At 41.6% G+C, this 13,382-nt stretch carries 17 protein-coding genes; 15 read left to right on the top strand and 2 right to left on the bottom strand.

Going from position 1 to position 13,382, the window contains the following annotated elements; all coding sequences use genetic code 11:
* The first annotated feature begins 40 nt into the window (after nt 1-40).
* Entirely contained in the window at nt 41-1,867 is a 1,827-nt protein-coding gene (locus tag RM552_RS12315) for a helix-turn-helix domain-containing protein (RefSeq protein ID WP_311369151.1), read from the top strand.
* 18 nt (nt 1,868-1,885) lie between these two features.
* Here RM552_RS12315 and RM552_RS12310 read toward each other — a convergent pair whose 3' ends face one another.
* Entirely contained in the window at nt 1,886-4,105 is a 2,220-nt protein-coding gene (locus RM552_RS12310; protein WP_311369150.1) for a GspE/PulE family protein, read from the bottom strand.
* Between the two features lie 548 nt (nt 4,106-4,653).
* Here RM552_RS12310 and rpsJ point away from each other — a divergent pair.
* From rpsJ to RM552_RS12240, 14 genes are all read left to right on the top strand, one after another.
* Nucleotides 4,654-4,965, top strand: coding sequence for a 30S ribosomal protein S10 (gene rpsJ / locus RM552_RS12305; protein ID WP_010179497.1), 312 nt, complete (start codon nt 4,654-4,656; stop codon nt 4,963-4,965).
* Nucleotides 4,966-5,018: 53 nt separating this feature from the next.
* Complete coding sequence (rplC, locus tag RM552_RS12300; protein WP_311369149.1) at nt 5,019-5,657, top strand: 50S ribosomal protein L3; 639 nt, start codon at nt 5,019-5,021, stop codon at nt 5,655-5,657.
* 14 nt (nt 5,658-5,671) lie between these two features.
* Nucleotides 5,672-6,277, top strand: coding sequence for a 50S ribosomal protein L4 (rplD, locus tag RM552_RS12295; protein WP_311369148.1), 606 nt, complete (start codon nt 5,672-5,674; stop codon nt 6,275-6,277).
* The gene (gene rplW / locus RM552_RS12290; protein WP_311369147.1) at nt 6,274-6,573 is read left to right on the top strand and encodes a 50S ribosomal protein L23; all 300 of its coding nucleotides are present in this window, start codon (nt 6,274-6,276) and stop codon (nt 6,571-6,573) included. The genes rplD and rplW overlap by 4 nt, the downstream gene beginning before the upstream one ends.
* 11 nt (nt 6,574-6,584) lie before the next feature.
* Nucleotides 6,585-7,409, top strand: coding sequence for a 50S ribosomal protein L2 (gene rplB, locus RM552_RS12285; protein ID WP_311369146.1), 825 nt, complete (start codon nt 6,585-6,587; stop codon nt 7,407-7,409).
* Nucleotides 7,410-7,424: 15 nt separating this feature from the next.
* Nucleotides 7,425-7,700 (top strand): 30S ribosomal protein S19, encoded by a 276-nt coding sequence (rpsS, locus tag RM552_RS12280; RefSeq protein WP_284218686.1) that lies wholly within the window; start codon nt 7,425-7,427, stop codon nt 7,698-7,700.
* Between the two features lie 11 nt (nt 7,701-7,711).
* A complete protein-coding gene (rplV, locus tag RM552_RS12275; protein WP_311369145.1) occupies nt 7,712-8,044 on the top strand; it encodes a 50S ribosomal protein L22 in 333 nt (110 codons plus the stop codon).
* Nucleotides 8,045-8,053: 9 nt separating this feature from the next.
* Nucleotides 8,054-8,755 (top strand): 30S ribosomal protein S3, encoded by a 702-nt coding sequence (gene rpsC / locus RM552_RS12270; protein WP_311369144.1) that lies wholly within the window; start codon nt 8,054-8,056, stop codon nt 8,753-8,755.
* A gap of 2 nt (nt 8,756-8,757) precedes the next feature.
* Nucleotides 8,758-9,171, top strand: coding sequence for a 50S ribosomal protein L16 (rplP, locus tag RM552_RS12265; RefSeq protein WP_311369143.1), 414 nt, complete (start codon nt 8,758-8,760; stop codon nt 9,169-9,171).
* Complete coding sequence (gene rpmC / locus RM552_RS12260; protein WP_311369142.1) at nt 9,171-9,362, top strand: 50S ribosomal protein L29; 192 nt, start codon at nt 9,171-9,173, stop codon at nt 9,360-9,362. The genes rplP and rpmC overlap by 1 nt, the downstream gene beginning before the upstream one ends.
* A 1-nt stretch (nt 9,363) precedes the next feature.
* Nucleotides 9,364-9,621, top strand: coding sequence for a 30S ribosomal protein S17 (gene rpsQ / locus RM552_RS12255; RefSeq protein WP_311369141.1), 258 nt, complete (start codon nt 9,364-9,366; stop codon nt 9,619-9,621).
* A 320-nt stretch (nt 9,622-9,941) separates the two neighbouring features.
* On the top strand, nt 9,942-10,403 hold the full coding sequence (locus RM552_RS12250; RefSeq protein WP_311369140.1) for an aldolase/citrate lyase/malate synthase family protein: 462 nt from the start codon (nt 9,942-9,944) through the stop codon (nt 10,401-10,403).
* Between the two features lie 165 nt (nt 10,404-10,568).
* Nucleotides 10,569-11,414 carry a spondin domain-containing protein gene (locus tag RM552_RS12245; protein WP_432277215.1) on the top strand — a complete coding sequence of 282 codons (846 nt, stop codon included), beginning with the start codon at nt 10,569-10,571 and terminating at the stop codon, nt 11,412-11,414.
* Between the two features lie 14 nt (nt 11,415-11,428).
* Entirely contained in the window at nt 11,429-12,289 is an 861-nt protein-coding gene (locus RM552_RS12240; protein ID WP_311369139.1) for a spondin domain-containing protein, read from the top strand.
* 85 nt (nt 12,290-12,374) lie between these two features.
* Here RM552_RS12240 and RM552_RS12235 read toward each other — a convergent pair whose 3' ends face one another.
* Complete coding sequence (locus RM552_RS12235) at nt 12,375-13,211, bottom strand: hypothetical protein (RefSeq protein WP_311369138.1); 837 nt, start codon at nt 13,209-13,211, stop codon at nt 12,375-12,377.
* Nucleotides 13,212-13,382: the final 171 nt, after the last annotated feature.

The following is a 13,382-nucleotide window of genomic DNA, read 5'->3' as shown; positions in this document are numbered from 1 at the left end:
ATTGGATATCTAGTGCGCTTGATGTATTAAAGGAATAGTTATGGATTTAGCAAACGGCATTGCTTGGCTGTCTGCATGGCCTGAATGGCTACTTGTGTGTATGCAATTTTTATTAGTATTTTGTCTTGGTGGATTGTTTACAGGCCTTATTCTTTATAAAAAATTTGCTGGATTGAGCTTGCGTTGCCAATTACAAGAGCAAATTAAACATCATTCATGTGATGCAAATCGGCAGAAAGAACAATTACAAGCAATTGCCTTTGATCTTAAAAAGAGCATAAAAGAACTCATCAACTCGCAATATGTACTATGTGATAAAGAAAAATATCACTCAATTATGCAAACGCCATTAAGGCAAAATATCCATCAACTTAGGATAATCACTGAACGTATCATGCATCAAAGCCAAATAGGTAGGCAAGCTCAGGTTAGTCCCGTTAAGAATGAAAAAAAATCCCTTCAAAACAAAACCGTTAAACAAGACAAACTGAATATCGCAACCGAAAAATGTTGCATAAACTCACTCGCTATTTTACTTAGTCAAGACTTAAATAACATTGCCAAACTTTACCCTGACAATCATTTCAAGATTGATATTAGTTTGCCAAATGAGGGGGAACTTCCTATGTCTCTCGCATGGTTAATCGAGGCTAGTAAAGAGATGCTGATAAATGCGATTAAACACAACTACTCAGGCGTTGATATTAAAATTGTTGTCAAAGTTGAAGCTAATCATTTCTTTTTTACTGTCCAAGATAACGGAAAAGGAGTGTCGGCTAGTGTAACTGACATTTTTAGAGGTGATGAAGGCACAATGCGAGGAATGTATAAGCGCGCCAGCGACTATACTGATTTGATTAATTTATATGTTATTTATACTAAATCAAAAATGGTAGGTGGATTATTTTATATTCGCAGTGCTAAAAGATTTGGGACCACTGTTACCATCAGCTTACCTGTCATAATAACAAGCAAATCATCGCAATCAACTTCGGGTTTACCAAAAAAATATAACAGTAATAAACGGGTAAATGAAAATTTGAGCCCAAATTACCGAATACCTGACAGCGAAAATAAGCTTGCTGAACCACCCAACTTTTCCCAGCAAATTACCCTTGTGACAAAAAATAGTTTGATGCGTCAGAGTGTTACTACAAATCTAAACGAAGCTTATAACGTGGCATGTTATACAACCTTAGAGGCTGCTATTTCTTCACCCGATAATAACAAAACTAAATGTTTAATAATTGATACTGATTTAGGTGAACGACAAGCCAAACATATAGGCGTTTTATTACAGAGTCGTTCGGACAAAATAGATATTCCGATTTTGATTCTTGGCAGCGCAAGTGAACATACTGCGATGTTGAGTTCTGTGGTGATGGCTCCGCTCTGCCTGCTCGAAAAGCCTGTCGTACCAGAGCTATTAAGAAAAAGTTTAGCTAGTTTAATTGCACAAAAAGAGAGGCTTGATTTATACGTTGAAGAGACGCTAGTAAACGCCATTGCTGATAACATTGAAGAAGGAAAATTTGAGCCCGCAGATCAAAAGTTGTTTTTAAATCGCTTTTTAGTGGTGTTGGAAGAGCATTATGCAGATGAGTCATTTGCAAGGCCGGATGCTTCAAGACTCATGTCTATGAGTGAGAAAACCTTAGCGCGTAAAATATCGAAATACACGAATATGAATTTTACAGAGTATTTAAGAAAGTACCGATTGAATAAAGCCAAACAAAAAATACTGGATGGCGAAAGAGTCACCTTTGTTGCATTTGATACAGGTTTCAGTTCGCCGTCATATTTTACTCAGTGTTTTAGAGCTGAATTTGGCTTCGCACCTTCGATGTTGGCAAAAAAAGTGGGCTAATCTGCGCTATTTCAGAGTCTAGTCGTGCCCACCAAGAACTTGTATTTGAGCGATATCAGTGTCGCCCTTGAGCACCTTAAGAATACCGTCTTGCACTAGTGTGCGCATGCCATCTTCACTTGCTTGTGCTTTCATTGCGTTCACCGATGATTCTTTGTATACCAAACTTCTTAAATTTGGTGTCATGCTCAATAACTCATGCACACCGGTTCGACCACGGTAACCGGTATCACCGCATTCGTCGCATCCAACAGCACGATATATTTGAATGTCATCACCCAGTTCCAATTCGGCAAAGTGAGCCTCACCGTATTGACGTTTAATAAACGCTTTTTCTTTATCGCTTGCTGCTTGTTTCTGTTTGCATTTAGGGCAAAGTGTTCTGATCAATCTTTGCGCTAATATACCGACACATGCGTCAGAAAAATTCACCGGATCAAGACCTAGGTCTAATAAACGAGTAATGGTTTCAGGGGCGGAGTTAGTATGCAGAGTTGAAAGCACTAAATGACCCGTGAGGGAAGCTTCAATACCTGCATGGGCCGTTTCTTTATCTCGCATCTCACCAATTAGAATGATGTCGGGATCAGCCCTCAAGAAAGCCCTTAAAGCATTAGCAAAAGTAAAGCCTATTTTTGGCGCGACTTGCACTTGTTGCAATCCTGGTTGAGTAATTTCTACGGGATCTTCGGCTGTCCAAATTTTCTTGTCTGGCGTATTTAGATAACCCAATACAGCATGTAGCGTTGTGGTTTTGCCTGAGCCTGTTGGACCAACTACTAGTAAGATACCATGAGGACGTTTTATCATGTCTTCTAGCATGCCAATGTTTCTAGGTGATAAATTCATTTTTTCTATTGGCATTGCACCACCAGTAGCCAATATGCGCATAACCACTCCTTCACCGGCTACGGTAGGAATGGTTGCGACACGCACTTCAACAGTTTGACCTGACATTTTAAATGATAATTTACCATCTTGAGGAACACGTTTTTCAGCAATATTTAGGCTCGACATAATTTTGATGCGAGCGATAACTGCACTGTGATGTGAAGCGGGGACTTGAGTGACGTCTCTGACTACGCCATCAACTCTCATTCGGACACGAGTGGGCGCACCTTTTTCTGGGTCAATATGAATATCTGAGGCGTTCATTCTTTTGGCGTCGTGCAAAACACGACTGACTAACCTAACAACGGCCGGAGCATCTTCGGCTAAATCATCGGTAGGATCGTCGTCTTCTTCTGAACTGGTGCCAATTTCGTCCAGTATTTCATCCATTTCGCCCGGACCGGCACCTGCATTGGTTTCTCCAAGAAACTGCAGAATTTGAGTGGGCAGACTCACTGCGATTTCATAGCTATCGATACCTAAAGCGCTTTCAATTTCCATCAATAATGATGCGTTATTTGGCTCTGCCATCAATACAATTGGATTTTCTCGTACATCTGCAACAACCGCAACAAAATTACGTTTTAGATAAGATAAATTCATCTTAGCGTCGTTTTGATAAAGATGGTAATTATCGGGCATATATGGAATATAAGGCACTTGATAATGCATTGATAGTGCTTGTCCAATGTCCGCTTCTGCTAGTCGGTGTTCTGAAATAAGCCTTTGTATTGTCTGTTTTAAGGGGATGTCGCGAGTAAGTTCTTCTATTACTTTATCAGTGGTTAAGCCCTTCAATACTAAATGGTCAAATGGGTTACTAGTGCCACCTAATTCATACCTAAACTTGTCACCCAGTATGTCAGCAATTTCCATTGCTAATTCCTGGTCATTATCATTAAAGCCACTGGGTGCCTTATTGATGATTTGCATAACACCCATCAATACACCTGCATTCATTACCGGAATGCAGAGAATACTTTCGGTTTTAAATTGGCTACTCTTGTCAAATTTTTTGTCAAATCGCAGTCGGAAGTGAATACTTTGTAGTACTTCGTCATCATAAGGGTCGTTAATAATCAAAGGCTGTTGAGCCATGGCAACGTAGCCCGCTATTGATTGAGGGCTGATAGCGACTTTGATTTCTTTAACTTCTTTGCCTGTTTTAAAACGTGCGACCAAATCTTGTTGTTGAGAACGCCGCTGGAAGATAGACATTCTTTGTGCATTAAATATTTTTAGTAATAAAGGTTCGAGTTGTTGATACGCATCCAAAAGACTTGGATATTTGTCCAATAATCGTTGCAAAGTTTGCAATAATTCTGCTTGTTGGGTGCTGTCAAACATTAATAATGAAAAACCTCTTGTTCCTAAAACTTATGATCAATGACTTTAGTTAATGCATTCCTATGACGTGTTATCGGCATTTACATTAAATACGTGACAGAATATTCCATTCTAAATTTGAATCAGCAGGGTTCACTTATATCTGTCATGCATTGCTGTGCAAATTTACCTTTTTTAAAATTTTTTTTTAAGCTGTACACCAATACAGAGTTTTCCGCACTGCTTATTTAATTCACTTATTTTCGAAAAAGACTTGTCATAAACACTAATAAATGTATAATTCGCGCCCACTGTTACTCACGCTGTATGAAATTACTAGCAGAGCAACAGAGTTTGATGGGTGTTTATTTAGGTCAATAAGCGAAAGCTTCTTTAAATAGAGACTAGGTTAACAAGACTCTCAGAGTCTGAAAAACCACATCAACATATGAACAGGACCTCAATAAGAGGTTATTGGTTTACGCACATCTTTTCACCCAGCTTTTTAGAAAAGCAATAAAGGGTCTGAAAAGGTGAATTTTTTTGTTCTTTCGATTGGAGCTTAATCGATGCCAAATCAAAGAATTCGTATTCGTTTGAAAGCGTTTGATCATAAATTGATCGATCAGTCTACTGCGGAAATCGTTGAAACAGCTAAGCGCACCGGCGCGCAGGTTAGTGGTCCTATCCCATTGCCTACTCGCAAAGAGCGTTACACTGTGCTGATTTCTCCGCACGTAAACAAAGACGCGCGTGATCAGTACGAAATCCGCACACACAAGCGTTTAGTAGATATCATTGAACCAACTGATAAAACAGTTGATGCTTTGATGAGATTGGATTTAGCAGCAGGCGTTGATGTTCAAATCAGCCTTGGCTAATACAGGCTGAGTTGATATTCAGCTTGAGCTAATATAAATAGAGGGTAATAACAATGTCGATTGGTCTTATCGGTCGTAAAGTAGGAATGACTCGTGTCTTCACAGAAGACGGCGTATCTATTCCTGTGACTGTTATCGAAGCGACCCCTAACCGCGTTACTCAGTTACGTACTGACGACACCGACGGTTATCGTGCACTACAAGTTACCGCAGGCACCAAAAAAGCAAATCGCGTCAACAAAGCTTCAGCAGGTCACTTTGCTAAAGCTGGCGTAGAAGCTGGACGAGGTTTGTGGGAATTCCGCCTTGCAGATGACGAAGGTAGCGATATTGAAGTGGGCAGTGAAATCACTGTTGAAGTCTTCAACGATACTAAAAAAGTTGATGTCGTAGGCACATCAAAAGGTAAAGGTTTTGCTGGTGCTATCAAGCGTTGGAACTTTAGTTCACAACGCATGACTCACGGTAACTCAATTTCTCACCGTGCACCAGGTTCAATTGGGCAAAACCAATCACCTGGTAAAGTATTCAAAGGCAAAAAAATGGCCGGTCAGCTTGGTAACAAGCGCGTGACTACCCAGTCTTTGGAGTTAGTACGTGTAGATGCTGAGAACAACCTTTTATTAATCAAAGGTACTGTACCTGGCGCAACTGGCAGCGATGTAATCGTAAAGCCAGCTATTAAAGCGTAACTGGGAGTGAACTGATGGAATTATCATTGAAAGACGCCAAAGGCGCTCTTGAAGTATCAGACGCCACTTTTGGTCTAGAATTTAACGAAGCGCTTGTACACCAAGTGGTTGTTGCTTTCGGTGCCGGAGCTCGTCAAGGTACTAAAGCACAAAAAACAAGATCAGAAGTACGTGGTGGTGGTAAGAAGCCATGGCGTCAAAAAGGAACAGGCCGCGCTCGTGCTGGTACTATTCGTAGCCCAATCTGGGTTGGCGGTGGTCGTGCGTTTGCTGCTAAGCCTCGTGACTTTGATCAAAAAGTAAATAAAAAGATGTACCGTGGAGCCATTAAAAGCATCCTATCTGAGTTGGTACGTCAAGAACGTTTAGTGGTAGTTGAGAAGTTTGGTGTTGACGCACCAAAAACGAAAGAACTTCTTGGCAAACTAAATGAACTTGAACTAAAAGACGTGTTAATTGTAACAGGCGAAGTAGATGAGAACTTGTTCTTAGCTTCTCGCAATTTGTACAAAGTAGACGTTCGTGACGTTCAAGGCATCGACCCTGTAAGTTTAATCGCGTTTGAAAAAGTGTTGATCACTGCTGACGCTGTTAAGCAACTTGAGGAGGCATTAGCATGAACGAACAACGTTTACTAAAAGTGCTTTTAGCACCTCATGTTTCAGAAAAGTCTACTATGGCGACTGAGACGAATAACACTTTTGTATTTAAAGTACTTAAAGATGCGAATAAAGCTGAAATCGCTGCTGCAGTTGAAAAATTGTTTGAAGTGGAAGTGGAAGGCGTACGTACTGTAAATGTAAAAGGTAAAGTTAAGCGTCATGGTCAATCTTTCGGAAAACGCAGCGACTGGAAAAAAGCATATGTAATGCTTAAAGAAGGTCAAGACATCGACTTCGTCGGTGCGGCTGAATAAGGGGATTTGAGATGCCATTATTAAAAGCTAAACCTACTTCTGCTGGTCGTCGTCATGTTGTACAGGTTGTTAACCCTGACCTTCATAAAGGTGCACCACACGCAGCATTGCTAGAAAAAAATAGCAAAAGCGGTGGTCGTAATAACAGAGGACGTATCACAGTTCGTCATATTGGTGGTGGGCATAAGCATCATTACCGTATTATTGACTTTAAACGTAATAAAGATGGCATACCAGCCAAAATTGAGCGTTTAGAATATGATCCAAACCGTTCTTCAAATATTGCACTTGTGCTTTATGCAGACGGTGAACGTCGCTACATTTTGGCTCCGAAAGGCGCTAAATCGGGTGACGAAATACAATCTGGTTCTGGTGCACCTATAAAAGCCGGAAATGCTATGCCTATGCGTAACATTCCTGTGGGTTCAACAGTACATGCGATCGAAATGAAGCCTGGCAAGGGTGCACAAATTGCACGCTCTGCTGGTGCGTACGCACAAATCTTGGCGCGCGAAGGTACATATGTGACTTTACGTTTACGCTCGGGTGAAGTGCGCAAAGTGTTAGCTGACTGCCGTGCAACTATCGGTGAAGTAGGTAACTCTGAGCACATGCTTCGTTCACTAGGTAAAGCCGGTGCTAATCGCTGGCGCGGAATTCGCCCAACTGTTCGTGGTGTTGCCATGAACCCAGTTGATCACCCACACGGTGGTGGTGAAGGTCGTACATCTGGTGGTCGTCATCCAGTATCTCCTTGGGGTGTTCCTACTAAAGGTAAGAAAACCCGAAGTAACAAGCGTACCGATAAACTTATCGTACGTCGTCGAAACAAGTAAAAGCGAGGATTCACCATGCCACGTTCTCTCAAGAAAGGTCCTTTTATTGACCTCCACTTGCTGAAGAAGGTAGAAGCTGCAGTGGAAAAAGGCGACAAAAAACCAATTAAGACTTGGTCACGTCGTTCTATGATTATCCCAGATATGATTGGGTTAACCATTGCAGTCCATAACGGTCGCCAGCACGTTCCTGTTTATGTCAGTGACGAAATGGTTGGCCATAAGTTGGGCGAATTTGCTCCAACGCGCACTTATCGCGGCCATGTCGCAGATAAGAAAGCCAAACGTTAAGGAGACTGAAAATGGAAGCACTAGCTAAACATCGTCATGCTCGTACGTCGGCTCAAAAAGCACGTTTGGTAGCAGATCAAATCCGCGGGTTACATGTTGAGAAAGCACTTGAAGTGTTATCTTACAGCCCGAAGAAAAGCGCTGCGCTAGTCAAGAAAGTTCTTGAATCAGCCATCGCTAATGCCGAAAACAACGAAGGCGCAGATATTGATGAATTGTCAGTATCAAAAGTTTTTGTTGATGAAGGCCCAACTATGAAGCGTATTAAGACACGAGCTAAAGGCCGTGCTGATCGTATTTTTAAGCGTAGCAGTCACATCACTGTGGTTGTGGCGGATAACTAGGAGTAGATAATGGGACAGAAGGTTCATCCTACCGGTATACGCCTGGGTATCAGCAAACCATGGACATCAACCTGGTACGCTAATACAGCAGAGTATGCCGACAATTTATATAGTGACCATCAAGTTCGTCAGTATCTGACAAAAGAACTTAAGAATGCATCACTTTCGAAAATCGTGATCGAACGTCCAGCAAAAAGCATACGTGTAACTGTACACACTGCCCGACCTGGTGTTGTAATCGGTAAAAAAGGTGAAGACGTAGAGAAATTGCGTAATCACATTACTAAGCTAGCCGGCGTGCAAGCTCAAGTCAATATTGCCGAAGTTCGTAAACCTGAATTAGATGCACAGCTTGTTGGGGATTCAATCTCTAGCCAGTTAGAGCGTCGTGTTATGTTCCGTCGTGCTATGAAGCGCGCCGTTCAAAACGCAATGCGCTTAGGCGCTTTAGGTATCAAGGTAGAAGTTAGTGGTCGTTTAGGTGGTGCTGAAATCGCACGTGGCGAGTGGTATCGTGAAGGTCGTGTACCTTTGCACACTTTCCGTGCTGACATTGATTACGCAACATCTGAAGCTTTAACGCAATATGGAATTATTGGTGTTAAGGTTTGGATCTTCAAAGGTGAAGTGTTGGGTGGCTTGCCAACTACGCAAGAACAACCAGCACCAGCACCTAAGAAGAAAGGCCGTAACGCTAAGCGAGAGGGCTAATCATGTTACAACCAAAGCGTACGAAATTTCGTAAAATGCATAAAGGTCGTAACCGTGGACTTGCTATTGCCGGTGGTAAAGTAAGTTTCGGCACCTATGGCCTTAAATCGATTGGTCGTGGTCGTATGACTGCTCGCCAAATCGAAGCCGCACGTCGTGCCATGACTCGTCATGTAAAACGTCAAGGTAAAATCTGGATCCGCGTGTTTCCTGATAAGCCAATTACTCAAAAGCCTCTTGAAGTTCGTCAAGGTAAAGGTAAGGGTAATGTGGAATATTGGGTATGCCAAATCCAGCCTGGTCGCGTTTTATACGAGATGGAAGGTGTGCCTGAGGAATTAGCGCGTGAAGCTTTTGCTTTAGCAGCTGCTAAATTGCCATTTAAAACAACCTTTGTAACTCGGACGGTGATGTAATGAATACGACTGAACTGAGAGAGAAAAGTGTAGAAGAGTTGAATACTGAGTTAACTAGCTTGCTTCGTGAGCAGTTTAATTTGCGTATGCAGCACTCTACTGGTCAACTCCAACAAACTGACCAACTTAAAACAGTACGTCGTAGCATCGCACGTGTAAAAACCATTATGACGCAGAAAGCTGGAGAATAAGATGTCTGAAAAAGCAATTCGTACAGTCCAAGGTCGTGTGGTAAGTAACAAAATGGATAAAACCATTACTGTTATGATTGAGAGAACGGTTAAGCACCCAATTTATGGGAAATTTATCAAACGTTCTACTAAATTACACGCTCACGACGAAGCAAACGTTTGCCAAGAGGGCGATTTAGTTTCTGTAACTGAATGTCGTCCTTTGTCTAAGTCTAAGACTTGGATGCTTGTAGACGTACTTGAGAAAGCAGCGCTTTAAGCGATTCTTTCGGTAGTTAACAAAAGGCGCTGGTTGTAAAATCAGCGCCTTTTTTGTTTCAATACCTTCCTTACAGAGAAGATACAGCTTCTCTATCGCCATACATGAAAGCTTTTAGTGCCCTCGCTTTTTGTAAAATTTACTATGTAAAATTCTTATTGTGAAATTCTTCATGTTATTAAGCTAGAATTAATTTCAGTTAATCGGTAAGGGATTTTATTTCTGTTAAGTGCCTTTCATGAACAAGACTGAAATAAAAAAGCTTATTAAATAATCTAGTCAAGTATTGATATACAACATAGAGATAGTGGAGAATTATTATGAACATGCCAGCATTGAAAGTAGCAACTATACAATCTCAAGAATTAAATTTTACAAGTACGCATGTCTTAGCCATGGCCGATGAAAAGTGGCATAGTGCCTTTGATATATTTGAAAATCAATCGGCTGTGTTTCAAATGCTTGACGCTAGATTTCCTTTGCAACAACGCTCCCACAAAGAAGTAAAGCAATACCTTGTTTATTATCGCCACATTATGGCATTTTTTGACGACGGTAGTCATTGTGGGTTTGAGCATCCACGTCAATTTGTTGCTTTTAATGGCAGTAAAGAATCACCTTGTTCTATTTTGTTACAAGAAGATAATTTGCACGTTGAACTAATATTCAATCGGGATACGCGACGCGAAATACAAACATTAGCAGGAATTAGCGATGTTCAAATTGAATTCCCTTGCACGCGTGAATTTACCACACCCGATGGCAATGACTATAAGGTCTGAATGATGCCAGCAAATTAAAAATCGACATCAAATGGTCGTTATTTTGTTAAACGCTTGTGACACTTTAGTTATAAGTCCCATTTAGTATTCCTCTCAGTCATTCACAGCGAGTGGTAACTAGTTTAGTTAGCACTCGCATTAAACCAATATGATCAGAGAGAAACTATGATGAAATTTACTAAAGTGGCGGCTGCCACGTTATTAACCCTCGCTGCAACTTCAGCATCTCAGGCTGTTGAACTACAAATTAGCGTAACTAATTTAACTCAAGCCAATTATTTTACTCCTCGTTTGGTAGTTGCACATAACGCTGATGTTGATGTATTTGAAGTGGGTCAAACGGCTTCGTCAGCATTAGCATGGCTAGCTGAAGCAGGTGTAATAGATGATGCACAGAATGCAGCATCGTCAGGGCAAAATTTTGAGGCCTTACTGGGACCAACCGATACAGATAATGGTAATAATACTTGGCATAGGTTTGGTGGATTGGCAGCGCCAGCTAGCACAGTCTCTTATCCTTTCGACACTATGGATAAACCATACTTATCTATTGCGTCGATGTTGATTCCCACCAACGATGCTTTTGTGGGCTTAGATAGTATCGAAATCCCAACAGAGCCTGGGACTTACACTTACTATTTGAATGCGTACGATGCGGGGACTGAATTAAATGACGAGTTAAACAGTACACGCACTGATATAACTGCTGTTGGGGGTGGTGCACTGGGTGGTTATGCTCTACCAGGTGTTGCAGGCGCTGGTGCGGATCCAATTGCACCGAGTATGGGCACAGGTGGTATGGGTGTGGCAGTTCAAGTAGGCTTTGATCAAGACGGCACTGCCTTAGGTTCAGCAACCGAAGTCGTTGATGGTACTGATGGGCCTGTGCATATTCATCGTAATACACTAGGCGATACTTCCGCTACCGCTGGTGCAAGCGATTTAGACTCAACTGTGCATAGATGGTTAAACCCGGTCGCTAAAGTGACTATTGTTGTTCCTGCATCATAAGCTAGGAGAGTCCTATGAAAAATTCAACCTTAAAAATATTAAGCGTGGCAGTTATTGCTGTAATACTCAGTGCCTGTAGTGGCGATGATGGTGAAGACGGAGCAACAGGTCCACAGGGTATACAAGGTCCTGCTGGGCCTGCGGGTCCGCAAGGGGGTGATGGAGACGATGGTAGTCAAGGTGCACAGGGCCCACAAGGTCCGAGTGGTGGCTTTGGTGCTTTTAATGTCACGGTGACCAATTTAACCCATGGCCAGCCAATGGCACCGTCTGCCATCATTGTGCATGAACCCGGATATAACGCCTTTATGTCGGGCACTCCCGCTTCCTTGGGACTTGAAAACTTAGCAGAAGGAGGCTCGCCTATGATGTTGATTAGCGAAGCTCAAGACGCCATTCAGTTTTTGGATGCACAACCAAGTTCAGGTATTAATGGACCGGGCCAGACTACACAGGTAGTAACGGTATTAGTACCTGAACTCGACCTAGACAATGTGCGTCTATCAGTGGCTACCATGTTAGTTGACACCAATGACGCCTTTGCTGGCATCAATAGCAAAGATATAAGCAATATGGAAGTTGGTGCAAGTATGTCCTTCATTGCTCCAGCATGGGACTCCGGCACTGAAGCAAACACCGAGACCGCTGCTACAATGCCTGGTCCAGCAGCTAGTGCAGCAGGCGGTGGCGGTGATGCTGCTGGCTTTGATGCTGCACGAGACGACCTAGTTAATGCAGTACGCATTCATGCTGGTGTTGTTACGTCTGCTAATGCAAATGATTCAAGCTTAGAAGGCCTATCTACTTCAGTCTTAAATCAAAGTGATAAGTTTGATAACCCAACGGCTAGAATTGTTATCACTCGAACTCGCTAGTTTTTGCCTGTGATGAGTGTTTGGGCAATGTAAACCGGGTTAGATTTCAGGATCTAGCTCGGTTTTTTTATGTCAAAAGACTGCCTTAGCGTTTAATCTCCAACGCTTCAGAGGGGATATCCAAATAGAGTGTGATCATTCGGCCTTTCCGCATCACTTCAAATACGAGTGTACTGGCATTTAGCATCTCTTTTTTTATGTCATCTAACTCAGCCTCAATAGTCACACTTTTACCATTGATTGTTTTTAAAACATCATCTTCTTTAAAACCCGCTTGTTGAAAAAGCGCTGGATTTAAACCTGGGTAAATAAGCTGACCATCGGCAATATAGGGAGTAGGCGTTAATATAATTAAATGTTCAAGTATTCGAGGGCGACTGCCTATTTCCTCTGGGGTCATTTCTAAAAAGTCTGAATAAGATTTTTCCGCCTCTCTGAAATCAGGCGCTAACAAATTTGGGGGGCTCAAAGCAATAGTAAAAATACGGTCTTTGAAACTAATATCTATTTTGCTTTCATACACCATTGCGAGCTGCATATCGGTATTCAACAAGAAATCATTTTCAAAGTATTGATGCAAATCACCTACGTAAGACAACAAAACCATACTTTGCTCAGTGTTTGAATCAGTCTTTAATCGAGTACCCACCAATAAAAATTGTTTTGGAAGTTCAAGTTCAGTATTAATGGTTGTTGGTTGTTCAGAAATTGAGTTTAGTTTCTGGGTGTTTTTTTTAGTCAGCATGTCTGCGCCATTCAAATGATTCCCATCATCTTTTATGGGTTTTCTATCTTCTGAGCTAACACTCTCTCTAAATGAATTTTTGTCAGTTTGGTCATTAACTAAAAAAACACTTAAAAGTGAATATATAACGCTAATTATTAGCAACAGAATTAATATTTGAACACGTTTGCTCTGCATAACAACCTTTACAATATAGATTTGAAATAGATCCGGTTCCTGTATTTGTTGTGATGACAACCAAGCATTAAATGGCTGCCTGACATCCCATTTCTAATATCGGTCAATTAATATTTAACTGAACATTCAATGACCCTTAATTAACATATATTTTATATTCTGCAGTCACGC

This window comes from Glaciecola petra, from assembly GCF_031846345.1.
GTDB classification, from domain to species: domain Bacteria; phylum Pseudomonadota; class Gammaproteobacteria; order Enterobacterales; family Alteromonadaceae; genus Glaciecola; species Glaciecola petra.
Note: the sequence above shows the minus strand (reverse complement) of the source record. Positions and strands in the feature narration are given on the sequence as shown.